The 24,180-nt window shown below is 47.4% G+C and carries 23 protein-coding genes; 6 read left to right on the top strand and 17 right to left on the bottom strand.

The features are described 5' to 3' along the window. Positions 1-214: 214 nt before the first annotated feature. The 16 genes from G7Y37_RS07435 to G7Y37_RS07360 all read right to left on the bottom strand — a co-directional run bounded on the left by G7Y37_RS07435 (position 215) and on the right by G7Y37_RS07360 (position 18,064). Positions 215-1,525 carry a trigger factor gene (locus G7Y37_RS07435; RefSeq protein ID WP_165062835.1) on the bottom strand — a complete coding sequence of 437 codons (1,311 nt, stop codon included), beginning with the start codon at positions 1,523-1,525 and terminating at the stop codon, positions 215-217. Between the two features lie 122 nt (positions 1,526-1,647). Continuing rightward, entirely contained in the window at positions 1,648-2,271 is a 624-nt protein-coding gene (locus tag G7Y37_RS07430) for a DUF47 domain-containing protein (protein ID WP_165062834.1), read from the bottom strand. A gap of 12 nt (positions 2,272-2,283) precedes the next feature. Further along, a complete protein-coding gene (locus tag G7Y37_RS07425; RefSeq protein ID WP_165062833.1) occupies positions 2,284-3,339 on the bottom strand; it encodes an inorganic phosphate transporter in 1,056 nt (351 codons plus the stop codon). Positions 3,340-3,381: 42 nt separating this feature from the next. Then, positions 3,382-4,059, bottom strand: a complete 678-nt coding sequence (locus tag G7Y37_RS07420; RefSeq protein WP_165062832.1) for an MBL fold metallo-hydrolase — start codon at positions 4,057-4,059, stop codon at positions 3,382-3,384. Positions 4,060-4,186: 127 nt separating this feature from the next. Continuing rightward, positions 4,187-4,522: a HigA family addiction module antitoxin gene (locus G7Y37_RS07415; RefSeq protein WP_304518581.1), complete on the bottom strand. Its 336-nt coding sequence runs from the start codon at positions 4,520-4,522 to the stop codon at positions 4,187-4,189. An 11-nt stretch (positions 4,523-4,533) separates the two neighbouring features. Continuing rightward, complete coding sequence (locus G7Y37_RS07410) at positions 4,534-4,815, bottom strand: type II toxin-antitoxin system RelE/ParE family toxin (RefSeq protein ID WP_165062831.1); 282 nt, start codon at positions 4,813-4,815, stop codon at positions 4,534-4,536. A gap of 139 nt (positions 4,816-4,954) precedes the next feature. Next, positions 4,955-7,237 carry a bifunctional (p)ppGpp synthetase/guanosine-3',5'-bis(diphosphate) 3'-pyrophosphohydrolase gene (locus G7Y37_RS07405; protein WP_165062830.1) on the bottom strand — a complete coding sequence of 761 codons (2,283 nt, stop codon included), beginning with the start codon at positions 7,235-7,237 and terminating at the stop codon, positions 4,955-4,957. Position 7,238: 1 nt separating this feature from the next. Continuing rightward, positions 7,239-10,592, bottom strand: coding sequence for a single-stranded-DNA-specific exonuclease RecJ (recJ, locus tag G7Y37_RS07400; RefSeq protein WP_165062829.1), 3,354 nt, complete (start codon positions 10,590-10,592; stop codon positions 7,239-7,241). 108 nt (positions 10,593-10,700) lie between these two features. Continuing rightward, positions 10,701-11,378 carry a biotin transporter BioY gene (locus G7Y37_RS07395; RefSeq protein ID WP_241156062.1) on the bottom strand — a complete coding sequence of 226 codons (678 nt, stop codon included), beginning with the start codon at positions 11,376-11,378 and terminating at the stop codon, positions 10,701-10,703. A gap of 133 nt (positions 11,379-11,511) precedes the next feature. Continuing rightward, positions 11,512-12,297: a biotin--[acetyl-CoA-carboxylase] ligase gene (locus G7Y37_RS07390; protein ID WP_165062828.1), complete on the bottom strand. Its 786-nt coding sequence runs from the start codon at positions 12,295-12,297 to the stop codon at positions 11,512-11,514. After that, the gene (folP, locus tag G7Y37_RS07385) at positions 12,282-13,604 is read right to left on the bottom strand and encodes a dihydropteroate synthase (RefSeq protein WP_165062827.1); all 1,323 of its coding nucleotides are present in this window, start codon (positions 13,602-13,604) and stop codon (positions 12,282-12,284) included. The genes G7Y37_RS07390 and folP overlap by 16 nt, the downstream gene beginning before the upstream one ends. Next, a complete protein-coding gene (gene ftsH / locus G7Y37_RS07380; protein WP_346773613.1) occupies positions 13,605-15,854 on the bottom strand; it encodes an ATP-dependent zinc metalloprotease FtsH in 2,250 nt (749 codons plus the stop codon). A gap of 15 nt (positions 15,855-15,869) precedes the next feature. Beyond that, complete coding sequence (gene hpt / locus G7Y37_RS07375) at positions 15,870-16,421, bottom strand: hypoxanthine phosphoribosyltransferase (protein WP_165062826.1); 552 nt, start codon at positions 16,419-16,421, stop codon at positions 15,870-15,872. 130 nt (positions 16,422-16,551) lie between these two features. Next, positions 16,552-16,998, bottom strand: coding sequence for a PIN domain-containing protein (locus G7Y37_RS07370; RefSeq protein ID WP_165062825.1), 447 nt, complete (start codon positions 16,996-16,998; stop codon positions 16,552-16,554). Next, positions 16,982-17,296: a hypothetical protein gene (locus G7Y37_RS07365; RefSeq protein ID WP_165062824.1), complete on the bottom strand. Its 315-nt coding sequence runs from the start codon at positions 17,294-17,296 to the stop codon at positions 16,982-16,984. The genes G7Y37_RS07370 and G7Y37_RS07365 overlap by 17 nt, the downstream gene beginning before the upstream one ends. A gap of 120 nt (positions 17,297-17,416) precedes the next feature. Continuing rightward, on the bottom strand, positions 17,417-18,064 hold the full coding sequence (locus G7Y37_RS07360) for a nucleoside triphosphate pyrophosphatase (RefSeq protein ID WP_165062823.1): 648 nt from the start codon (positions 18,062-18,064) through the stop codon (positions 17,417-17,419). Between the two features lie 150 nt (positions 18,065-18,214). Between G7Y37_RS07360 and G7Y37_RS07355 the strand changes: the two genes are divergently transcribed. The 6 genes from G7Y37_RS07355 (at position 18,215) to G7Y37_RS07330 (ending at position 22,643) form a co-directional block, all read left to right on the top strand. Continuing rightward, positions 18,215-18,868: a DNA-3-methyladenine glycosylase gene (locus tag G7Y37_RS07355; RefSeq protein WP_165062822.1), complete on the top strand. Its 654-nt coding sequence runs from the start codon at positions 18,215-18,217 to the stop codon at positions 18,866-18,868. A 56-nt stretch (positions 18,869-18,924) separates the two neighbouring features. Then, the gene (locus G7Y37_RS07350; RefSeq protein ID WP_165062821.1) at positions 18,925-19,503 is read left to right on the top strand and encodes a manganese efflux pump MntP family protein; all 579 of its coding nucleotides are present in this window, start codon (positions 18,925-18,927) and stop codon (positions 19,501-19,503) included. A gap of 271 nt (positions 19,504-19,774) precedes the next feature. Next, positions 19,775-20,149, top strand: a complete 375-nt coding sequence (locus G7Y37_RS07345; RefSeq protein WP_165062820.1) for a GntR family transcriptional regulator — start codon at positions 19,775-19,777, stop codon at positions 20,147-20,149. Between the two features lie 80 nt (positions 20,150-20,229). Further along, positions 20,230-21,132 carry an ABC transporter ATP-binding protein gene (locus G7Y37_RS07340; RefSeq protein WP_165062819.1) on the top strand — a complete coding sequence of 301 codons (903 nt, stop codon included), beginning with the start codon at positions 20,230-20,232 and terminating at the stop codon, positions 21,130-21,132. Then, complete coding sequence (locus G7Y37_RS07335; RefSeq protein ID WP_165062818.1) at positions 21,129-21,824, top strand: ABC-2 transporter permease; 696 nt, start codon at positions 21,129-21,131, stop codon at positions 21,822-21,824. The genes G7Y37_RS07340 and G7Y37_RS07335 overlap by 4 nt, the downstream gene beginning before the upstream one ends. Before the next feature lie 183 nt (positions 21,825-22,007). Next, on the top strand, positions 22,008-22,643 hold the full coding sequence (locus tag G7Y37_RS07330; RefSeq protein ID WP_165062855.1) for a GyrI-like domain-containing protein: 636 nt from the start codon (positions 22,008-22,010) through the stop codon (positions 22,641-22,643). Here G7Y37_RS07330 and G7Y37_RS07325 read toward each other — a convergent pair. Next, positions 22,605-24,137 carry a hypothetical protein gene (locus tag G7Y37_RS07325; RefSeq protein WP_206214133.1) on the bottom strand — a complete coding sequence of 511 codons (1,533 nt, stop codon included), beginning with the start codon at positions 24,135-24,137 and terminating at the stop codon, positions 22,605-22,607. The two genes, G7Y37_RS07330 and G7Y37_RS07325, sit on opposite strands and share 39 nt — an antisense overlap. Between the last annotated feature and the right edge of the window lie 43 nt (positions 24,138-24,180).

The following is a 24,180-nucleotide window of genomic DNA, read 5'->3' as shown; positions in this document are numbered from 1 at the left end:
GCACACCAGCGGCTTCTTCCTACTTACGATGTAAAACCATTGCCGCTGCATAGATTAGAGGCTCTATACTGCGACTCGGTCTTACAACGCGCCCGGGTGTGTCCATACACCTATAGACGCAAACGAAGATTCTAGCACAGATTCTACATTTTTCACAGAAAAATCTGCTGAATATAGACGAAAGAATGCCCGGGCTAAAAACTGCTATTTAGCACTATTCAGCGCTTTGGTATTCAATATTGGCAGTTTCGACCAACCACTTATTAGCTTTTAGACGCTCGGCGCTTTCTCGCATAGCGAAACCGCGACCAGCTTTTTCCATCTGTTCGCGCATGGCCTTTGGGTCAGCCTGCGGATTCATAGCACGGCACGCCTCCAGAACGTCATCATCGGTAAGCGTCATTTTCTGATGGCGGAAAATGGCATCTAACACAAAACCAGTCACCAGCATTTGACGAACCTGAAGCATCATCATCATGCCAATTTGCTGATCACCGCCGTTTTCTTCCACAAACTCTTCCCATGTTTTACCTTGCTGTTTCAGCCCTTGACGATACTGCGCAAGCAAGTTCTCGCGCATAGCCTCGTAAGCCTCATCGGGAATTTTGCCTTGAAAACGCTTCGCTGCTTCTTCAGCAGCTATCTGACGTACATAATCGTCGTACTGGTCGCGCCCTTGCTTGGTTAGATTACGCTTGATATCGGCACGCAATTCGGCAAGCCCTCTATAAATAGGCATGTTTTTTTGCACCCAAGCATCATCTATGATGGGCTTTTCTTCCTTTTGAAACTCCAACACAGTAACGGTTGCGTCAACTTTTTTCGTTATTGGATTGAAGTCTTTATCGAAGTCGGGTCCATCAAATGTAAATTCCTTGGTTTCGCCAGCCTCCATGCCTAAAACTTCGTTTTCGAAACCTTCTGGCATATAACCTTCACCAGCAGTATAAGTGCGACCGTCGGTGCTTAGCTGCGTAATTTCTTCGCCATCTTCAAATGCCTTCATGGCTATGCGCACATGGTCGCCCTTTTGCACCTTGCGACCTTCTGGACTATCAGAATCGGCAATGAATGCCTTGTAATTGTCAGCCATCTTATCTATTTCTGCATCAACCACAGATTCATCAAGTTGGAATTCGGGAATTTTGATGCTTATAGGATCATATGATGTTAGCTCGTATTCCGGCTTGGGCTCTACCTCTAGTTCGAAGCGGAATTCTTGACCGCGCTTAAATGCCGATTTCGGACTAGGAGTCGGTGGATACAGGGGCACCAAATTTTTTGCATCTAATGCCAAGGGAACAAGCGCTTCTTGCGCGCCTGCTTGCACAATAGAATCTAGGTCTTTTACACCCATCTGCTCTTCTACTAGCTGCGGTACACTTTTGCCCTGCTCTGGTCGAATGCCCATACTCTGGGCAAATGCTATCTGTGCGGCATCTAGCGCATTGATTACTTCTGCAGCTGTTGCAGTTGCTTGCAAAAGTATTTTGCCATCTGCAGTGTTTTTCTTGCTAACCTTCATTACTGAACCTCAATTTCTAATTGGTTTTTCTTACTTGAAATTGTAGCAGCAAGATATAACCGTAAAACACTACATTCGCAAGGTATTTACGTTCTATACACTATGTTCTTGTTTGGCTTTATTTAATTTTTCAGCATAATTGTGCTAACTATGTCAGCTGCATGTTCGGTGGCATCGCAGCATCTCTCCATGCGCTCGTAAATGCGCGACCATACCAGCACATGCATAACAGCTTCGTTATCTTCTACGTGAAGACGACGCATAGCCTGCTTGTACAGCGCATCGGCCTCTTCTTCGTAAGAATTTATGTCTACAACAAGCTGCTTGAACTTCTTATTCTTCTTGAAAGTATGGAATTCTGCCATCATGCGGTCTAGCGCCTTAACCGACTTTTTGATTAGCTCGGCGAATTGCAACGCATCTTCTGGCATAGTGCGAATGTCGTACACATACATGTGTCCAAGTACATCGTCTATATAATCAAGCACATTATCAAGCGCTTGCGCCAGATTCACAACATCTTCGCGATCGAAAGGCGGCATGAAATCGATAGCGGCTGCGGTGAAAATGTCATGATTGATACTGTCGCCGCGATTCTCAAATTCGTGCATCTCAACCATTGTGTCGGAGTACCCGCTGGCATCGGTAAAAGAGCGCATAGCTTCTATTAGCAGGTCTGCCTCTTCAACAGCTAAACCAGTAAGCTTCTCGTATGCCTTAAAGTAGTTCAGCTTAACCTTTGCCATGACGAGTCCCTTCTAAAGTAGGAATAAGAATAGTTTTGCAAACACAAATCCCATTATGCCGCAGCCGGGGAAAGTAAGCACCCACGTTTTCACCATGTCTATAGCAATGGACCATTTCACAGCCTTTGGGCTTTTGGCTGCGCCAACTCCCATAATAGCTGTAGTATTTGTATGTGTAGTAGACACAGGCAAACCACCAAACGTGGCTACTATTAAGCTAACGAATGTTGATGCGCTGGCGGCAAAACCCTGAAATGCCTCAAGTTTTACCATATCGACCCCGACGCTTTTAATGATGCGCTCGCCACCTACCCCGGTGCCAACACCCATAGAAAGCGCGCATAGAAGCATAAGCCAAACGGGCAAAGTAAGCGAACCTGAACCGGTACCCATACCGGCAGCCATCAAGATTGCCAGAATAAAAATGCTCATAAATTTTTGACCATCTTGCGCGCCATGCATAAAGGCAACACCCGCACCGGAAAAAATTTGCGCCCACCTGAAAAAAGTGTTTGCATTCTGGCGGTTAACGTTGCGGAATAGCCTCTTTATAATGTTATAGAAGACCCAACCAAGACCAAAACCCATAAGTGTAGACAGCAAAATGCCATATATAACTTTTATCCATTCATTCCAGTTTATGGCATCAAAGCTGCCCATTAGAGCAATTGCGGCACCAGTTAACCCCGCAATTAGCGAATGTGATTGCGAGGTAGGTATGCCAAACCACCATGCGACGCTACCCCATACAATAATGGCTACCATAGCAGCCATAAGTGTTACCAATGCTTTGTAAGAATCGCCACCAAAATCGACCATTCCAAAAATTGTTTGCGCTACAGCAGGTGATATGGCAGAAATTACAAGTAGCCCTACGAAGTTGCATGCTGCAGCCATCATTATGGCGCGGCGCGGCTTCATTGCCCTAGTAGACACTACTGTCGCAATTGCATTAGGTGCATCAGTTGCACCATTCACGATTATGACACCAATGTTCAATATCGTTACAGCCAGCAAGAGCGGATTGCTGATAAGCTCAGTAATAAAAAGCGACCAGTCGATCGTCACAAATAGCCTTTCGCTAAGACCTAAACTGGATATATTATTACATTAAATTTCGTCGGGTTCATCTCCGAATAGAGAGAAGGTGCGACGCTCGTTGCCGATGGTAGTAAAACTGTTATGCCCGGGAAGAACCGCAGTATCGTCGGGCAGGGCGGCAAGCTTCTTCATAGATGCCGCCATATCGACCACAGACCCGCCTTCAAAATCGGTTCTGCCAGTTGTACCAGCAAATAACGTGTCGCCCGATATAAGCACAGCTAGACCATCGGCGTGATTACCGAATTGCGGAATACAGAATAGACATATTGAGCCTTTGCTGTGACCGGGAGTTTCTATAACTTTCCACTCCATATTGCCCACGCAGACCACATCGCCATTTGCAACCACGCGATCTACTTTGCAAGGTGCAGCTTTGCGCGAAGTGCCTATGTCTTGCGGATTTTCAATAAACGGCGCATCGGCAATGCTGGCTATTACAGGCGCACCGGTAGCTTTGCGCAGTTCAGCCGCAGCACCCATATGATCCCAGTGTGCATGCGTTATAACTATCGCATCAAGCTTTGCGCCGCCTAGCGCTTCTAATATTGTTTCAGCATCTTGCGAAGGGTCTACAACAAAAGTGCCCAATCCATCAGAGATGATATACACATTGTTCTGCAGAGGTCCCATAACTAAGAATTTAACATCTACGCACAAACCATTTACGGTAACAACGTCAGCCATAGCACATCTCTTTCTGCGTCAACACACAACAACGTTTTTATGTTTATCAGCCAACCAAGTAACAGAGCATTAACGCACAGCGACACAAACGTAATTATCTACTGTTACGTATGCTGTTAACTTTTTATTAAACACCTGCAACTACAAGTTTCATAGGTTTAATCGCATCTATTTCGCTACGATATTGAATCATTGATTCCCACAAATCTAACTTTTGTTGCATTTCCATCCAGACAGCCGCATCCATGCCAAAAAGATTCTGCAATCGAAGAGCCATATTTGGACTTATTGCACGCCGCTCATGCACAAGCTCGTTTACGGTTTGCCTAGAAACTCCAAGCCTGTTAGCCAATTCGGCCACACTTAGACCGTACTCAGACATAAACTCTTCGCGCAATATTTCTCCGGGATGCGTAGGGCGCCGCTTCATATATTTCATATCGTCACGCCTTGCGTAGCTCATAATTACCCCTATCAATGATAATCGCAAATTTCAACGTCTAATGCATTGCCGTCTTCAAATCGAAAGCAAATTCGCCACTGCATGTTTAAGCTTATAGAATATTGGTCCTCTCTATTGCCACGCAGTTTGCGTAGACGATTACTTGGCGGAAGCTCAAGTGCCTCAACCGTACTAGAAGCATCAATCTGATCTAACTTACGCAACACTTTCGCTTGAATGTCCAAGCTGATCTTTTTCGATTTCCCAGTTTCATAGAACTTTCTAGTTTCTTTATCGGCAAATGTTTTAATCAATCGCGCTCCTTTATTGGAACAATTGTAACGCGAAACGTGACTAATTACAAATTGCTATCCATTTTGATTTAGCTCACGCAGACTGGAAGTCCTACGAGTTAATGAACAGCCATATAAAAGAAACGCTTTAAAATTGCCCCTAGCTAGTAGAGGCAATTTTTTGACCGGGCATCATGCGGCGAGCATCAAAAACACCTTCAACCGCAGCAAGTTCACGAATCGCTAAATCGATCATAGACAAATCGCCCACTTGAAATAAAAAGCGCATTTCAACCAAGCCGTCCCGATGTGTATTCGTCGTACATGAGATAACGTTCGCACCCACATCCGACAAAACGCGCGTTACGTCCAAAAGCAAATTCATGCGATCTAGCGCTTCAACGTATATTTCCACCTTAAACGTTGATTCGCGCGGAGCATCGCCTGCCCACGATACATCAATTATTCGCTCGGGATTGCGGCGCAAATCTTGCGCATTCGGGCAATCTGCCCTGTGTACGCTAACCCCACGCCCGCGGGTAACAAAACCGATTATTTCATCACCCGGCACAGGATTGCAGCAACGCGACAAACGCACCAATACATCGTCTATCCCCTTCACCACAACACCGTGGCTGGAATGCGCCTCGTGTTTCTTGGGGCGCTTCACGCTGGTTATCATGGGTGCCATAACGCCGGTAGAGCCAGCCCCAACACCGGGTGCGGGTGTCTTAGCGGCTTCATTTGCGCTATCGACCAGTATTTTCAGCAGACGATTCGCCACATGCTGCGCGCTTTCTTTGCCGCGCGCAAGTTGGACAAACATATCGTCGGCATCGTTGAAGCCCATAGCCTCAGCCACGCTCTTTAGCGCTTTCACGCTGCGCGCGCTGGAAAGCCCTAAACCGTGCTTGCGCATTTCGCGCATAAGCATGTCATGACCTTCCTGCCTATCGCTTGAACGTGTCTGCTTGCTGAAATAGCCGCGTATTTTGTTGCGAGCCGAAGGTGTTGCCACCATGCCAAGCCAATCGCGTGAAGGACTTGCATTCTTCGATGTTAGTACCTCTACGCGATCGCCTACTTTCAACTTGTACGACAGCGGCACTATTTGCCCATTCACTTTAGCGCCTACACAATGATTGCCTACTTCGGTATGCACCGAATACGCAAAATCAATTGGTGTGGCACCAGCGCGCAGCGTCTTCACATCGCCGTTTGGCGTGAACACATACACATCGGCATTATCGAGATCCATCTTCAGGTTCTTGAGAAATTCGCGCGAATCGTCCGCTTCGTCCGACCAGTCAATCATTTCGCGCAGCCAAGCCAACTGCGAATCAAGTTCGTCACGACTTACGCGACCGCCGCCTTCCTTATAGCGCCAGTGCGCCGCAACGCCATATTCGCTTGCACGATGCATCTCTTCGGTGCGAATTTGCACTTCCAACGGACGACCCGTAGGTCCCATAACTGTAGTATGCAAACTTTGATACATATTGTATTTCGGCATTGCAATGTAGTCTTTAAAGCGCCCGGGCATCGGGTGCCATAGCGTGTGCACAGCACCAAGCGCCGAATAGCAATCTTTCACCGACTGAACAATTATGCGCACTGCAATAAGGTCGTAAATCTCAGAGAAACCTTTACCCTTTTTCGACATTTTCTGATAAATGGAATACAGGTGTTTCGGGCGCCCCATTATGCGCGCCTCTATGCCCACTTTGTCCATTTCCTCATGCAAAATATCAACAACGTTGTTCAGGTATTCCTCGCGCTCGGTACGCGTGTCAGTTACCATGCGGCTTACCTGTTTATACTTGTTCGGCTCTAGATAGAAAAACGATAAGTCTTCAAGTTCCCACTTCACCGAATTTATGCCCAAACGATGCGCAATTGGCGCATATATCTCAAGTGTTTCGCGGCTTTTGAATATGCGGCGGTCTTCGCGAAGACTGCTTAGCGTGCGCATATTGTGAAGCCGGTCAGCCAGCTTAATAACAATAACGCGAATGTCTTTACCCATAGCTACAAGCATCTTGCGAATAGTAGCCGCCTGTTCGTCGGACAAAGAACCTACCTCGATACGCGTTATTTTTGTAACTCCCTCTACCAGCTGACGCACATCTGGACCAAATTCCCGCTCTATGTCTTCAGCAGTTACCGAAGTGTCTTCTACCGTATCGTGCAAAATGGCTGCACACAAAGTTTCGGTGTCCATGCGTAAATCCGCCAGAATTTTTGCCACTTCTAGCGGATGATTTATGAATGGCTCACCCGATTTGCGCAACTGCCCGTTATGGGCTTCACGCGCAAAGCGGAATGCACGCAAAAGAGTAGCCTGCTCATCGGCGCTCATGTATTCGCTAGTTAAGTTTTCAAGTTCGGCGAATACTTCTTCAGGAGTAAGCATCTTAGTTGTTTGCTCTGTCAATGTTGCCATACTAGCGTCCTTCACGCTTCATATCAGGTGTTATGGGGTGCGTAACCCGCACGGATAGATGATCTAAATCGCTACGCATAGCCCACTTGCGAAATGCGCGGAAAATACTCAGCTCATCCAACCCTTCACGATAGCGCACCGAATCGGTTAATTCACATTTGGGCGCACCAATATTAACGCGTATTTTGTGCTGCGTCACCCCGTTATTGTATGTTTCCTGAGTCTCAATAAGCCCCAGTTCGCGAAATACAGATATGCCACATGCAGCAGCGGTAGGCGAAACTATGCATATATTATTGCTGGCTTCCCTAGCCAAATCTTCAAAACTAATGCAAAGAAAACCGTCGGTTGCTTGCTTTTGCAGCGCGCATAAACAGCGATAAACTTGCGCCATAACATCGCGATTAGGAGTAAGGTCTGCCAAAATGCTCTCGTTTATTGACACATCGGCGCTGCCGTACAGAAGATGAATCCACGCATCTTTTCCATCACGCCCCGCACGACCTGCCATCTGATTAAATTCAACCTCGTTAAAAGGCATATGATATAAAACCACATTTCGAATATCGGGAATATCGATGCCCTCGCCAAACGCCGATGTGGCAACAAGCACCTGCACCGCGCCCGCGCGGAATAAATCTTCTATGCGCTTGCGTTCGGCGCGCGTTAAGCCTGCATTGTAGAAACCTATCATGGGTGCCAGTTGTGGAACACGACGACGCAGCCTGCGCGCCACGCCCACCGACTGTTCGCGTGAATTTACATATATGACAGTTTTGTCGCCAGCAGCAACTAAATATGCCAGATAATCGTCGCGATTACGTATGTTACGCTGGTCGTTCACATGTAGGTTATCGCGCGCACAATCGTCTACCACACTGCCGTCTACAGGAATGCTGTCGCTTATATCTTCTGCCACTTCAGCGGGTGCCGTAGCAGTTACTGCAAGCACAACCGGACCGCCCAAACGACTTACAACGCTACCCAGTTGCGTATACGCCATGCGCTGCCCAGCTTTAGCCATTCCAATATGGTGCGCCTCGTCTACAACCATAAAACCAATGCGCCCACTTGCAGCTAATCTGTCGGCATGAAAACTTAGATATTCGGGCGTTGTAAGAACTATGTCTATACAGCCATCGGTCAAGCCTGCGTAGACCGCTTCGCGCTCACTCTGGGAACATTCGCCATTTAGCACGGCACAATTTAGCCCAAAACTACTGAATTGTTGAGCCATATGAAAAGCCTGATCAGCCATAAGCGCACGAAGCGGATACACAAACAAACTGGCTTTATGACACACTAATGCCTGCATAGCGGCATACACTTGGAAAATTAGCGATTTGCCGCGCCCTGTAGCCATAACGCCAAGCGTAGACTTGCCCTCTGTTAAGCGATCGAGAATTTTTCGTTGTGCCGGATGAAGCGTTCTCTTGCCAATAATGGCTTCAATTATTTGCGCCTCTAGCGCTTTCGGATCGCGTTTTCCGAGTTCCTCCCAAGCGGCGCGCTTGCTTACTACCTTCCAAGTGCGCTGTTCTGAATTTGCAGAAGGTGCGGCTGCACATGTTAAAGCCGCGCTTATAAGTTTGCTTTCTTGCCCAAATAGCTTCTCGAACAATTCGGGTACGGAAGGATCTATACACGCGCATAAAGCGCCGCACACATGCGCTGGAGCCAGTGTATCTAGCATAGCTTTTACACTGCGCCGCCCACGCCATTCGTCAATTTGTACGCTGAACGCAGCATCAACTACAGAATCGTTATGCAGCAAATCTTGAATATTTTCGCAATGGAACAAAATTGCGCCTATGCTAGTTCGCCCGTTCGTAAGGTTGCACGAAAAATGATTTTTGTCGGCACCTACAGCGCGACAATTCTCAAGCGTTACGTTACGCGCCAAAAAGTGTGGTACAGGATTTTCTTGCCCAAATGGCGCGAGTGCATCCATCATCTGCACCGATTGCAACGTAAGCTCATCTAGGCTAACGATTGCGTCCACTTCCGTTATGGGTTTAAATTCGCTTTCGGGCAGCATCTGCATATATTCCTGCAAGCGCCGCGTAAATTCCGGAAGGTTTTTTGCGGGAAGAGTAACACCAACCGCTGCTTCATGTCCACCAAAGCGCGTTAGTAAATCTTCCACGTTTTCTATAGCAGCAAACAGATTCACATTGCCCACCGAGCGCCCACTTCCGCGCGCTTCATCGCCATCTATGGTGAACAATATAGCCGGCACGCCATACATTCCAACCAGCCGACTAGCCACTATGCCCTTTACGCCCTCGTGCCAACCTGCGCCCGCAACCACCAATATGCGCTGACCGGCATAAATTTCGCTAGCTTGCGCTTTTGCCACTTCAGAAAGCTGCGCCTCTATTGCACGGCGTTCGTCATTTACCTGTTCTAACCGTTGCGCCAATTCGAAAGCTTCAGGATAAGAGTCGCACATTAGCAAATCTAGTGCCAGTTGCGCATCTCCCATACGACCAGCCGCATTCAGGCGCGGCACCAATGTAAAACTAAGCGATGTAGAAGTTATGGGCTTTCCGCTAGAACCGCTAGCTTCAATTAGCGCGGCAATGCACGGGCGCACTTCATTATTCATATGTGCAAGCCCATCAGCTACAAGCGCGCGATTCTCATCACGCATTGGCATAAGATCGGCTACGGTGCCAAGAGCCGCAAAATCGGTATAACTGCGCCAAAGATACGGAAAACCGCGGCGGCTGCCCAGCATTTGCACAAGCTTCAGAGCAACTCCGACACCGGCTAAAATGTTGCTTGGGCAACCATCTACTATTTTCGGATCGCATACAGGGATTCCCACAGGAACGCTAGAGCCCGCTTCGTGATGATCGGTTACGGCAACAGAAACGCCATCGGCAATTATTGCCGCCACTTCTTTAGCGCACGCTATGCCGCAATCTACCGTGACTATAAGATCGGGTTGTAGCTGTTTCATGCGTTCATACGCCGCAAGCGATAACCCATAGCCTTCTTCGAAGCGCTTTGGAATGAACGGGGTTGCCTTTCCGCCCAACGCCCGTATACCACGAGTAAGCACTGTAGTAGCCGATATGCCATCTAAGTCGAAGTCGCCAAATACTACTATATGTTTGTGCGCATCTATTGCCTGTTCAACCGAATTGGCGACATCTGCCATGCCGGGAAGATCGTAGGGGTTAAGCCAATCGCGCTCTAGCGATGGCGACATAAAGCTGCGCGCCGCAAACGGCGTATCAAAACCGCGCGCCACAAGTGTAGCGGCGAGAAAATGCGGCATATTCAATTCGCGCTGCAAGCACGCCACAGCATCAGGCGCTGCGGCGCTTACTTTGAATTGAGTTGACATTCATTACCTATCGTGCAAGTTTTTCTTGCATAAGATTGTCGCATATTCCGAGCGTAAATTTACACCACGTTAGCACGGTCATTAAAAAAACTGATACTAAATATTTAACTATCGGGAAATGGCAAGACGAATTGGCTGCGCCACTACTACAGCCGCAATTAACTTAATTGCATCTAGCAAAATAAACGGTGCTACGCACGCCGCAAATGCAGCTTCTGGACCAACGCTTGCCACCAACATAAATTGCGCCCAACCCGTAACGTATGAAACAAACGTGAAAATAATTCCCGCCACAAGTTGAAACGTACACCCAAGTAAATTTGCGCGTATACGCTGCCACGCACTAGGTCTTAATTGGTCTGCTTGCGCTTGTTCCATGCGTTTGGCGCAGTATTTATCTGCCACAGGCATTGTTATATACAAGAAAAGCGCAGCTAATATTACACCCGGTAGATAGCCCAAAAGAAAGCCGCCTGTTGGTCCCATAATAACCCCAATGCCGCCCCGCATTCCCGAAAAGAGCGGCAACCCTACAGCGCCTAATACTAAATACCCCGCTATAGCGGCTATCGATTCGCTTGGACGCAATATGCAAACAATAAGCGGAATAGCAAACATTTGAAGTGTAAAAGGAATAGGACCCATTGGAATTGTGACCCAAGTACATACAGCAATAATCGCAATTGACAACCCGACAACAGCCACCGATCTGGCGCGACTTGTCCCGGTAGACTTAGAAGACTCGGCAGACATTTCATCTAGTTTTTTATAGTCGGTCTGAGGCATTCAAACACCCCCAACACTAAATCCTGCTCTACTTGAGCCCCGAGCAAACATTTGAAAAGTAATTAAGCATTTGAAAAAGTAATTATAAGTGAACTGGTAATAATTACAATATCTAAATTAGAAATCGCGGTAATCAAAGCGCAATATGCGCTTCGCCTGATAAAACTTTTCGCTTGGCACCTTCCGCATCTCTGACAACAAGCGCGCCCGTAGAATCTATGCCACATACAATGCCTTCAGCAATTAGCGAACCATCGGCACGCTGCACGCGAACCTCTCTGCCTGTTAAAGCTGAATTCGCATTATATTCCTCCAAGAACGTAGCGAATCCTGTTTGTATCCACTCGGTATAACAATTGAGAAAATTTTGCAGAATGGTCCTGCATACTAAATCAATTGAAGGCGCATTAGAGCGCACAATATCCGATACATAAGCGGCTACATTTTTGCCACCTACATCGTTTGATGAATGCGGTTTTTGCACATTCACACCAATACCTATACATATAGCGCCGCTATGCTGCTCGTTAGATATACCGCACAATTTTTGAAAAGCACCGCTGTTTTTGTCGGCTGACATGCAAAGCACAATATCGTTTGGCCACTTCACCAAAACGTTGTTGGCGCTGCTAAGTTCCGCCAGTCCAGCAATAGCACGACGCACAGCTATGCCCACCACTAAACTAAGTGTTGGAAGTTGCGCAGGCTCCACCGCAGGACGCAGCAATACCGACATGTAAAGACCACCCTCTGGGCTTTTCCATACTCTGCCCTGCCTGCCATAACCTGCAGCTTGCACACGCGCACAAACCACTTCACCTTCGGGCGCACCTTTATCAATGCTCTGCTTTATAAGGTCGTTAGTAGACGACACTTCATCAAAGTAAGTTATACGGAAGAAGCTCAAGCTATCTTGCACGCCCGACCCAATCTATCCTGTTCGGGAATTTCCTCTAATGCCACGCCATTAGCTAACACATGCCCGGGAAGCATTTCGGACACGGGCTTTACCACAAAATCGCGCTCGGTTGCACGCGGATGAGGAAGCGTAAGATCGTCTGTAGAATAGTTGTACATCTGATAATCAACAATATCTATATCTATGGTTCGGGGACCATTTTCGCGTTCGCGCACGCGACCCAAACTATTTTCTACAGAATGTAAGTAATCAAGGAGCTCTTTAGGTGCTATGCCTGAACGCAGCAAAATTGCTGTATTTACAAACTTATCTTGATTTTCATAATATGCCGGTTCGCTTTCGTAAAACGAAGCCATGTCTATTATCTGCGAATCGGGAAGTTGGCATAGCTGCCCAACTGCATAGTTAATTTGCGCAATTTTAGCTTCCTGCTCTTCACCAGATTCTGCCACAAGAGCCACATTCGACCCAAGCGACAGCACCACATAAGGTCGCAATTGCGAAAGCGCTGCAGCTGTTTCGGCAACATTATGGGTGCGCACCACACTGGCACCCAATTCGCAAGCCATAAGCGCCTCTACCGCCGATGCCGTATCGCGCGCTTTAGGATCGGGGTCATCTATGTGATAAGCATAAGCAATGTAGCTTTTGCGCGATGGAGCAGCCATAACCGGATACCCAAGTCGAACAAACTCGTGAATGTTGCGCATTAGTTCTATTGTCTGCTTTGCGGTCTTTCCAAACCCCGGACCCGGATCTATGCAAATGCGTTCATGCGCAATTCCCAAATTTTCAAGCTGTGCGGTGCGCTGGCGCAGCCAATCGCGAACTTCTGCAACCACATCGGTGTACTCCGTGTTGCTTTGCATAGTTTCGGGGGTGCCGCGCATGTGCATAACGACTAACCCCGCTTCGCAAGAAAGCGCAACTTCTTGCATAGCAGGATCGGTAAAACCAGATACATCATTTATGATGCTAGCACCCGCCTCTACAGCAAGCCGCGCCACGTCAGCATGACGAGTGTCCACTGAAACACACATGCCTTCCGCACATAACTGCTCCACCACAGAACCTATGCGTTGCCATTCTTCATCTGCGGAAACCTCAGATGCGCCGGGGCGCGTAGATTCGCCACCCACATCTATTATGGAAGCACCCGCTTCTATTAATTCCTTCGCATGCGCTACAGCGTCGTCTGGGCAAATGAAATTACCCCCGTCCGAAAAAGAATCGGGCGTAACGTTGAGCACGCCCATGATTATGGGCGTGCTGATGTTAAATTCAAATTCTCTGCAATGCCAGCGCATTTATTCCTTCTTGTCGTTTAGACCATACGGGTCTGCATATGGATCGTTTTGATTGTTTTGCTCGGCGGGCGGCAAATCAACATGCACTTCGCCGGGAAGCGGCTCTTGTTCGTTGGCAGCGTTAGCATCCACAGTGGTTGCATCCACAAGTTCAGGGTGCTCAGTGGCATCTTTTGCCCGCGCAGCAGCCTCTTCAGCTTCTTTAGCAGCAATTATCTCGTCTTCGCGATCTAGATACTCTTGCCATTTATTATCTAGCAAAGCTTGACACGCTTCGCCTTCTACCGTCTCGCGCTCTAGCAAAACGCTAGCCATTAAATCCATCTGATCGGCATGCGCGCTAAGGATAGCATGCGCCCTATCATGCGCCTCACGCATTATCTTCGACACCTCATCGTCTATGCGGCGCGCCGTCTCGTCTGAATAATCCTGCGTATTGCCATAGTCGCGCCCGAGGAATACCTCATGATTAGGCTGCCCGAAAACTTGCGTACCAAGCGGGCTCATGCCGTATTGTGTAACTATAGCGCGCGCCATCTTCGACGCACGCTCTAAGTCGTTGCTGGCACCTGTGGTTATATCGTCACAGAAAATTTCCTCCGCTACACGTCCACCCATGAATACAGCCAATTCGTCCTTCATCCCGGAAAGAGAATTAAGAACTTTGTCTTCATCGGGAATAGAAAGCGTGTAACCCAGCGCCCTACCTCGGCTAATAATAGAAATCTTATGCACCGGGTCGGCGTGGTCAAGCAGGTGCCCCACTAGCGCATGCCCGCTCTCGTGATAAGCAATTATATGCTTCGTGTCTTCATTCATAACGCGACCCTTGCGCTCCGGTCCCGCTATCACGCGCTCAAGCGACTCATTCACTTCACGCATAGTTATTATCTTCTTGTCTTTGCGCGCGGTAAGAAGTGCTGCTTCGTTCATCAAATTTGCAAGGTCGGCACCGGTAAAGCCCGGAGTTATTTTGGCTATCGCAGCCAAATCAACATCGCTTCCAATGGGCTTATCCTTCGAATGAACTTCAAGAATGCGCTGCCGTCCGCGCACATCAGGCGTATCTACAACTATTTGGCGATCGAAACGACCGGGACGCAGCAGAGCTGGGTCTAAAACATCGGCGCGGTTCGTAGCGGCTATTAGCACCACCGACTCTGTGGCATCGAAGCCATCCATCTCTACTAACAATTGGTTTAGCGTCTGTTCGCGCTCGTCATGCCCACCGCCAAGACCGGTTCCGCGCTGGCGACCTACAGCGTCTATCTCGTCAATAAATATTATGGAAGGAGCAGCTTCCTTTGCATCCTTGAACAAATCGCGCACACGACTTGCGCCCACGCCTACAAACATTTCCACAAAGTCGGAACCAGATATGCTGAAAAACGGCACGCCCGCTTCGCCAGCAACTGCCCGGGCAAGTAAAGTTTTACCAGTACCCGGAGGTCCAACCAACAAGCATCCGCGCGGAATTTTAGCTCCTATAGATTGGTATTTCTCAGGATTTGCCAAGAAATCCTTCACTTCGCGCATTTCCTCAACCGCTTCATCCACACCCGCAACGTCTTCAAATTTCACATCGGGGCGTTCTTCGGTAGTCTTTTTAGCCTTGTTCTTACCAAAACTCATCTGAGAATTGTTTGCTTTCTGCATTTGGCTAAAGAAGAAGAACAGCAAAGCGCCTATAAGCAAAATTGGCAGCAATGTTGTAAGAATAGAAAGCCACCCGCTTGGAAGGGTTATTTGGTATTGAATTTCAGGGTGTTCCGCCAAAATATTGCCAAGCGAATCGGCACCCACATAAACGCTGGAATAATTGCGAGCCGTACCCAGTTTCTGCACTTCCAGCGTGCGTGTACCAACACCGCCTAGCTTTTGCCCGTCCGGATCATGCTGCTGCGCCATAAGCGCATTCATGGAACCAAACGCTTCATTGAAAGCATCCAAAATGCCCGCACCCGCGGTGCTAGCTGGATAATATTTACCGGTTACAGTGTAGTCGCTTGCAGCGTATACAACACTTTCAACGCGATTTTGATCGAGCGCTTGCACAAATTCACTAGTTTCAAGCGAATCTGTAGCGTTTCTGTTGCCCATGTTCATAAACTGGCTGCTAATGAACGCAACCACCAACAACATTACAACAACAAGTATGATGGTAGTGCGCTGCTGATTCGGCTTGCCATCTTTCTGACCGCCGGGCTTGCGTTGATTTTGTCCACTTTGTTTGTTTGGTTTATCTGACATACTGAAATATATTCCTTAACTGTATATCTCTGACTTTAAAATACCTAGATATGGAAGGTTTCTATAGCGCTCGGCGTAATCTAGCCCGTAGCCAACGATGAATTCATCGGGGCATTCGAACCCGATATAGCGGCAATCTAGCTGTGCCTGACCTTCGTGCTGTTTGTGCAAAAATGCAGCAATTTGCACGGAAGCCGGCTCGCGCGACATTAGATTTTTGCGCAAATATTTCAGGGTAAGACCCGTATCTACCACGTCTTCCACAATGATGACATGGCGACCTTTTATGTTAGTGCTTAGGTCTTTTTGGATACGCACTGTGCCCGAACTTGTAGCGCTGTCGCCGTAAGAAGATACACACATGTAATCCATTTCAACCGGCAATTTCACGGCGCGCGCAAGATCGGCGGCAAACACAGCCGCACCGCGCAGCACACACACCATAACTATTTGGTCGTGCGCGGCAATTAAGGGCTGATAGTCAGCCGTTATGGTGGCACCTAATTCGCTAACACGCTGCGCTATTCGCTGTTCATCGAAAAGCTGTCGTGAGATATCATCATGCACTACAGTTCCCTTCACAAATGTTATAAGTGTTCAGTTTATCATTTCAAAGGCACTATTTAATAACAGCTAGATTACGAACACACTTGCAACATTTCGAAAGCACATAAATAGACGCATCGAAACACAATAGCTAAATACTTATGTCGTCATAAACAAGCCCATGCTCGGTTTCCAAGTACTTCACAAAATTATGCGCAGTCATTGCCTTTATGGGGCACTTCGAAGACATATCTGCATCGCGAGTTATCATATAGTCAGCCCCAATATGTTTCGGCGAAAAAGCTATCAAATAATCTTCCACATCGTGCCATTCAGATTCTAACGCCGCCTTAATATCGGCAGCATAAGTACCACACGGCAACACGAATTCCAAAACCGATAGAAGCGCCTGTTTGACTTGTTCTTCCGTGGCGCTTTTGCGCAAAACATAATAAGCATCAGTAAAAGATTGCGTGCTTACCCATAGTTGCACATCTCCAAATGTAGAAGCGATACAAAGTTTACGAATATCAAAAACATAGGGCTCTCTGCACGCAATAAGATCTATCAACGCATTTGTATCAAGCAAGAGTTTCATATTTTCCACGTCTTACCTCATGTGCCAAATTTTTATCGTAGGCAACACTACTAGGAATATCTATATTAAGACTACAAGCCTGAAATGCAGCCTTTAACCGGGCTGTTTCTTTTTTCGAAAGAGTGCGCTTTTTATTAACTTTACCTTTGTGCCCACTAAGCGGAAGCGAACGTTCAGCAACCAAATATTCAAATGCAGCATTAACTAATGCACTAGGACTAGACCCCAGCTTTTCAAGTTGAATGCTTCCTTGTTCATAAAGCGCATCAGGAATGCGTGCCGAAACCATTTTGCTCATAATGCCACCTCATAAATTGTATGACGTATGACATTTTCTTACTATTATTCCCAATTGTCAACCAAGGCAATATGCGTTTTTAATAAATGCATAGTTTGGTACTGCATCTTCTCTGCATTTTCAGCTGGCGAAATCGGGAAATTCGCGTAGCAGACGTTCTACGGGAAGCCCTATTATGTTGTCTAGCGCACCTTCGTAGCTTTCCACCAGCGCACGACCTTCGCCCTGTATAGCATAGGCACCCGCTTTGTCGAATGATTCACCTTTGCGTAAATAATCAACTATTTCATCTTCGGTAAGTTGACGAAATGTAACACTACTGGCTTCAGCAAATGTACGATAAGCCATTGAAATATTTTCAGCTTCCGGTGCAGCCATCATCCAAACCGATACAGCGGTTATAACCTGATGGGTGCAACCCGATAATTCGCGCAACATGCCTTTTGCATCTTCCAAATTTCGCGGCTTGCCAAAAATGCGCGCGCCTTTCACCACCATGGTGTCTGCCCCTATAACCGCAAACATACCCACCGGCGATTCCGCCAAAAGCTCTTGCATTACCGCACCCGCTTTACGCTCTGCCAGTTTCTTGGCAGCCTCTGCCGGCATAATAAGCTGATCGGGCTCTAGCTGCTCATCTACCGCCTCATGCGGCGTGCGCACAGTGAATTTCACACCGGCATCGCGCAGCAAATCGCGCCTACGCGGGCTACCGCTAGCCAAGATAATATTCAAAGGCGCATTTAAAGGCGCATCTGTAGCATCCATAACAACTCCTATTCACACACCATTCAAAGCCGCACAATCGCTAGCAAGTTTACTGCACTTGTTACCTGTGCACGCTGCCGCTTCAAGGTAGTATTATTCAAATCTGCATCGCTAATTATCTATCAAGAAGCTACGACCGAAAAGGCGCAAATGGCAAGCAAATATTTCGAATACAGCAACGAAGCCGTGGAATTTCTAAAAGCCAAAGATGCCAAACTGGGTGCCGCGATTGATGCTGTAGGGCACGTGTATCGCGAACTTGATGACGATTTATTTTCTGCCGTTGTTCACACGATAATAGGGCAGCAAATTTCCACCGCCGCCCAACAGACCGTATGGCGACGCATGCAAGAAAAGCTAGGCGAAATTACACCGGAAAGCATCAATGATGCCAGCGTAGATAGCCTTCAGTCGTGCGGAATAACGTTTCGCAAAGCTGAATATATCAAAGATTTTGCCGCCAAAATAGAAGCCGGCGAATTCGATTTGGACGCAGTAGAACGCATGAGCGATGCTGAAGCTATAGAAGCACTATGCTCGCTAAAAGGTATAGGAAAGTGGACCGCCGAAATGCTTTTGCTGTTCTGCCTAAACCGCATGGACATATTAAGTTTTGGCGATTTGGGCATTCATCGCGGAATGCGCATGGTTTACCACCACAGAAAAGTAACACGCCAGCTGTTTGAGAAATATAGACGGCGCTACAGCCCCTACGGAAGCGTGGCTAGCCTGTATTTATGGGCGATATCGCACATGGATGTGCCCGGATATAGCCGCGACTATGCACCCAAAAAAGCCAGATAATGCGGTTAGCTTATGCAACCAAAGTTCGCAATAGTTCTTAATGCTAGAATTAAAAAATGGGAATAGTTGAATTATTTATAGTAGCAGTTGGTCTTTCGATGGATGCTTTCGCTGCATCTGTTTGCAAAGGGCTCTGCATGCGGAAAGTGAACTGGCACCACGCCGCAATTGTTGCCTTATTCTTTGGCGGGTTTCAAGCAATTATGCCTGTTATCGGATGGCTTTTAGGCGTATCGTTCGCCGGTGTAATAGAGCCTGTCGATCATTGGATTGCCTTTATTTTGCTTGCGTTCATAGGTGCCAAAATGCTAATTGAAGCTGCGCGCGAAAAGCCCGAAAGCATAGACTGCTCTACTACCGTACCAAAACTAGATATGAAAGAGCTGCTTGCACTTGCAATAGCCACAAGCATAGATGCTTTAGCCGTGGGTGTATCGTTCGCGTTTCTGGGTGTAAATATTGCGTTGGCGGCAGTTGTTATAGGACTAACAACATTCGCACTTTCGCTTATAGGTGTTGCAATTGGCAGCAAATTTGGTTCACGCTTCGAGCGCACCGCCACCATAGCTGGAGGCATTATCCTAATACTTATTGGCGTGAAAATACTGCTAGAACACTTAGGTTTGCTTGCGTAAAACCGGCAAGAAGCGCCATCGCAAATATCGCGAATGAACCACCTTGCCGGGTCTTCTTCTTTGGGCTCATCGCGCAAAATTGGGCTTCCGCGCGATGAACGGTATTCTCCTATTTTTCAGTTGGTTTCACCGTTTTGCGCGACGATGCGACTGTTCTAATTTGACAGCATTCCTAGAGAATGTATATACTGTGCATATAGGGTATATACACTATTCCGCTTTATCCGACGGGGACGCCCCGACGATAAAGCGCCGAAGGACAAGGAGTAGCTTGGAAATTATCATTTCTAATTCGAGCGATCTGCCAATCTATGAGCAAATAGCGCGGCAAATCAAAGATGCAATTCTTGTGGGTACGTTGCGCGAAGGTCAATCGCTGCCATCAATTAGATCGCTTGCGAACGACCTAAGAGTAAGCGTAATAACCACAAAACGTGCATATGCAGAACTGGAGCAACTTGGTTTTATAGACACAGTACAGGGCAAGGGAAGTTTTGTATCCGGCGGAAATATGGAACTGCTGCGCGAAGAGCAATTGCGCAACATAGAGCAGTTACTGGAGAAAGTGTACGCCGAAGCAAAAACCGCCAACCTTAGCATCCAAGACATTCATGAAATGATAGATGTAATAGCCAGCGAAAACTGACAATTTACACAGTTGTCACCTTCACAACCAACTATAGAAACAAACTCGAACAACGCCCGAGAAAAGAAAGGTGCACCCAGATGCACGAAATTGTACATAACATGATTGAAGTAAGAGGGCTTACAAAGCACTACGACAACTTCACTTTAGACGGCGTAAATCTTAGCGTGGAGTCAGGCTGCGTAGTGGGACTAATAGGCGGCAACGGTGCCGGGAAAACCACCACCTTGAAAGCGCTGCTTGGAATTATCGACATAGATGCGGGCACGATTGAAGTGTTGGGGCACAAATTGCCGTTAAAAAGTTCGCAAAACACAAACATCAAAAGTCGCATCGGAGTAGTATTCGACACGTGCGCATTTCCTAAAGAAGGGCGCGTTAGTGACGTAGAGCTAATTGGGCGCATGACGTACAGTAATTGGGACAGCAACAATTTCTGGGAGCTTTGCTCGCGCTTTCAACTTGATAAAAACAAGAAAGTGGACGATTTGTCGCGCGGTATGGGAATGAAATTAACGCTTGCGTTTGCCATGTCGCATAATCCGTCGCTGCTAATATTGGATGAAGCTACCGCCGGGCTAGACCCGATTGCGCGCGCCGACGTGCTAGAAATTCTGCGCAAATACATGGAAAAGGGAGACAAAAGCATACTGCTATCTACTCATATAACTACCGATTTAGACAAAATAGCCGACAGAGTTGTATGCCTAGACAACGGGCGTGTCGTATTCGATGTGGATAAAGATGCAATTTGCGATATAGCAGGAATAGTTCGATGTCGCACCGCAGATTTTGAAGCAATAAAAAGTTCATACGCGCTAAGCCCCGATGCACAGCCAATACGCATAATGCGCAACCAATACGAAATTGACTTACTTGCGCCAGATCGCACAGCTTTCAAGCAAGCCTACCCAAATATAGTGTGCGACAAAGTAGATATAGAAACCTACATGACGCTTTTCTTGAAAGGAGAACGCATATGAAAGCAATGATTTTCTCCGACTTGATAACCATGAAAAATGCCTTCGTGCAAACGGTTGTAATGATGCTGATTGTAGGCGTATTTATAATGATATCTACGCAGTCGGCAATTGTCGGCGTTGCTGCTATTTCAATGGGTATGTCGTGCATGTATTTCTACAGTATTGCAGCCTATGACGAAATGAATAATTGGGAACAATTCCGTCTTACGCTTCCAATAAAACGCCATCAAGTAGCTTATGGCAGATATGCAAGCATAGCAATAGTGGCTCTGCTTAACTTTTTGCTAGCAATAATTATTGGATTTGCTTTTACGGGCGTGGCAGAAATGTTAGTTGGAAGCATAGAAGTTCCAGAGAAAATGCTTCTTACAAACACAGATCCGCTGTATGTAGTGGCAAGCGGCGGAGTATCTTTACTAATAATGCTGATAGCGGCTGCAATAGGGCTTCCTCTTATTATGCGTTTCGGAATGACAAAAGGGATAAGAATAGTGCCAGTTATTATTATAATGATACTGGCTATAGGAATGGTTTTCGTGGATGGTACGCCAATTATGGAAACGGTTGAAACTGCGCTTTTCAACACGTCTGCAGTAGCAATTTTATGGACGGTGGGAATTGTGGTTTCTATAACTTTATATATTGCTAGCGCCGCACTTGCAGCAAAGTTGTACGAGGGTCGCAATTTGTAACACAGCTTGAGGCAAAAGCAAGTCCGGCAATTATTGGCAATACATACAGCGCAACATTGTCGTTTATAATTGGCAGCTACGGAAACGTCTGAAACGCTAGAGCGGCTGTTGGCGCAGGCTGTTGGCGCAGGCTGTTGGCGCAGCAAGCGCACTTCGATAAACCTTACTAAGAAAGTGGCAACCATGGCGTTTGATTTCAAGAAAGAATACAAGGATATATACCAACCATCGAAAAAGCCTTCCATAATTGAAATGCCTAGCATTACTTATGTTGCCGTCAGGGGTCAGGGCGACCCAAATGTCGAAGGGGGACAATATCAAAGGGCTATGCAGATGCTCTATGGAATCTCTTTCACCATAAAAATGTCGCCGAAAGCAGGGCACAATATAGACGGATACTTTCCCTATGTGGTGCCGCCGCTGGAAGGCTTTTGGTCGCTAGATGAAAGTAACGGCGAATTTGACCCCGCCCGCAAATCGGAATTCAAATGGATAAGCTGCATAAGGCTTCCAGATTTTGTAACGCCTGATATATTCGCGTGGGCAGCAGAAGAAGCCAGCAAAAAGAAAGGTGCCGACTTTTCTGCCGCCGAAATGCTAACCATAAACGAAGGCATGTGTGTACAGTGTATGCACATTGGTCCTTACGACGACGAGCCACCAACCATAGAAAGTATGCATAAATTTGCAGCTGAGCAGGGCTTTTGCGTGAACTTGACGGACAAGCGCCTGCACCATGAAATATATTTGTCCGATCCGCGTCGCTGCGCCCCAGAAAGGCTACGAACCGTAATTCGCCTGCCCATTGCAAGAATGTAAGCTGGGTGCATCTCCCGTGCCCGCAGCTTCCAATTCGCGCTCTTTTTCCTCGTTGGCACGTATTTCTTCGCGAGAAAGCCCTTTCCAAGTAGGCTCAATACCGCGCGCTTTGTCTTGCATCATTCCCACAACGCCCGGAATAATGTAAGCCAGCCAGCAAATAATAGCGCCCCAGAGATTAACACCTAGGAAATTCGCATACTTGCCAGCGCCTATATTCATAAACGAGAGCGACGCGGCATCAACAACATCCCAAATGCCCAAAATCATGCCAATCCAGAAGGCTAGGAAGAAACCTACTTTAGTCGGCTTCACTACGCCATGCATCAAGAAGATGGGACCTAAGCCCATTATCATGGTGCCGGAAATTGTGGTAGCTAGAATAATGTCGGCACCCATAATCATAGGCAGGTTGCCCACAATTGCAAAAGCAATCATAAACAAAATGCCCGCACGGCGAACGTGATCTAGATTCTTACCCAAAATGCCCGGCAAATCGCGCGCAGTCAGCTTCGAAAGCGCTGTAAAAGTTGAGTCCAGCGTAGAGCCAGCCGTCATTATCATTATGACTGCCATGCAGAAGAACGCCAGTATACCGAACGATTCCGCAACAACCACAGGCGCGTCTGAGCCACTAATGCTCATTCCCTCAAGATAGGCGTACACGCCGATGAACGAGAACAGCACAATAGCGACAAAACCCAGCAAGCCAGCCACGATAAATGCTTTCAGCATTTTCTTGGCTTCACATAGAAAGCCGCGGTCGGTTAGCACCGCATCGTGAAAACCGTAGCTTAAGCATTGCAAGCCAGCACCTATTATGAAGTCAACGCCGCCTTCCAGCGTCCATACGCCGGTTGACATGAATTCACCAACACCATGTGTGGGCACAACAAAGCACAACACTGCAATAAGCAACGCTGCGAATAGTATTGCTTGCACCATGTCGGTAATAAGAGAGCCGCGCATGCCCGAGCGACAACAATATGCCAGCGTAAGTAGAGTGAACAAAATTGCTGCAATAATAAACGGTGCAGTACCCGAATTGCCATAGTAGGCACCTACAACAGATGTGTTCGACCAAATTTCGTTAAACAGACGTACAAGAATAGCTGCCGAGAAACAAAATGCCGCTGCAACCCCATAATGCTCGGTCAGGAAACTGACAAGCGACGTTGCGCGAAACTTCACGCGAAGCCTATAAAGCGCCCAACCGGTTAGCGGAATGCACAGCCAATATACTGCGTATCCAACGCCGCCTACAATACCGAAATTGGCGCCCATATTAGCCGCGTTTGTAACCGACTTCGCAAAAATCCATGCAATGAAGACGGACGCCATGACAAGCCAAGGATTGGCATCGCGTCCCTTGCGATCTTCGCCTCTAAAGAAGCCGCCTACGGTCACAGTCTTCGGGGCTATGGCAAACATCACAATGCCATATACGATCATAAAGCCCCAGAAGAATATACCGGTGGTCATATCCATCGTCATGCCTTTCAACCTCCTTTTTGCGTGGGCATGATGTTAAACATAG

Origin of the sequence: Adlercreutzia sp. ZJ154, from assembly GCF_011039055.1 — a bacterium.
GTDB lineage: Bacteria > Actinomycetota > Coriobacteriia > Coriobacteriales > Eggerthellaceae > Adlercreutzia_A.
Note: the sequence above shows the minus strand (reverse complement) of the source record. Positions and strands in the feature narration are given on the sequence as shown.

Bases quoted from the DNA above. Each gene is read 5' to 3' on its own strand.
- G7Y37_RS07435 (WP_165062835.1), bottom strand. From the start codon at position 1,525: ATGAAGGTTAGCAAGAAAAACACTGCAGATGGCAAAATACTTTTGCAA.
- G7Y37_RS07430 (WP_165062834.1), bottom strand. From the start codon at position 2,271: ATGGCAAAGGTTAAGCTGAACTACTTTAAGGCATACGAGAAGCTTACT.
- G7Y37_RS07420 (WP_165062832.1), bottom strand. From the start codon at position 4,059: ATGGCTGACGTTGTTACCGTAAATGGTTTGTGCGTAGATGTTAAATTC.
- G7Y37_RS07415 (WP_304518581.1), bottom strand. From the start codon at position 4,522: ATGAGCTACGCAAGGCGTGACGATATGAAATATATGAAGCGGCGCCCT.
- G7Y37_RS07405 (WP_165062830.1), bottom strand. From the start codon at position 7,237: ATGGCAACATTGACAGAGCAAACAACTAAGATGCTTACTCCTGAAGAA.
- recJ (WP_165062829.1), bottom strand. From the start codon at position 10,592: ATGTCAACTCAATTCAAAGTAAGCGCCGCAGCGCCTGATGCTGTGGCG.
- G7Y37_RS07395 (WP_241156062.1), bottom strand. From the start codon at position 11,378: ATGCCTCAGACCGACTATAAAAAACTAGATGAAATGTCTGCCGAGTCT.
- folP (WP_165062827.1), bottom strand. From the start codon at position 13,604: ATGCGCTGGCATTGCAGAGAATTTGAATTTAACATCAGCACGCCCATA.
- ftsH (WP_346773613.1), bottom strand. From the start codon at position 15,854: ATGTCAGATAAACCAAACAAACAAAGTGGACAAAATCAACGCAAGCCC.
- G7Y37_RS07370 (WP_165062825.1), bottom strand. From the start codon at position 16,998: ATGAAACTCTTGCTTGATACAAATGCGTTGATAGATCTTATTGCGTGC.
- G7Y37_RS07365 (WP_165062824.1), bottom strand. From the start codon at position 17,296: ATGAGCAAAATGGTTTCGGCACGCATTCCTGATGCGCTTTATGAACAA.
- G7Y37_RS07360 (WP_165062823.1), bottom strand. From the start codon at position 18,064: ATGGATGCTACAGATGCGCCTTTAAATGCGCCTTTGAATATTATCTTG.
- G7Y37_RS07355 (WP_165062822.1), top strand. From the start codon at position 18,215: ATGGCAAGCAAATATTTCGAATACAGCAACGAAGCCGTGGAATTTCTA.
- G7Y37_RS07350 (WP_165062821.1), top strand. From the start codon at position 18,925: ATGGGAATAGTTGAATTATTTATAGTAGCAGTTGGTCTTTCGATGGAT.
- G7Y37_RS07340 (WP_165062819.1), top strand. From the start codon at position 20,230: ATGCACGAAATTGTACATAACATGATTGAAGTAAGAGGGCTTACAAAG.
- G7Y37_RS07335 (WP_165062818.1), top strand. From the start codon at position 21,129: ATGAAAGCAATGATTTTCTCCGACTTGATAACCATGAAAAATGCCTTC.
- G7Y37_RS07330 (WP_165062855.1), top strand. From the start codon at position 22,008: ATGGCGTTTGATTTCAAGAAAGAATACAAGGATATATACCAACCATCG.
- G7Y37_RS07325 (WP_206214133.1), bottom strand. From the start codon at position 24,137: ATGACGATGGATATGACCACCGGTATATTCTTCTGGGGCTTTATGATC.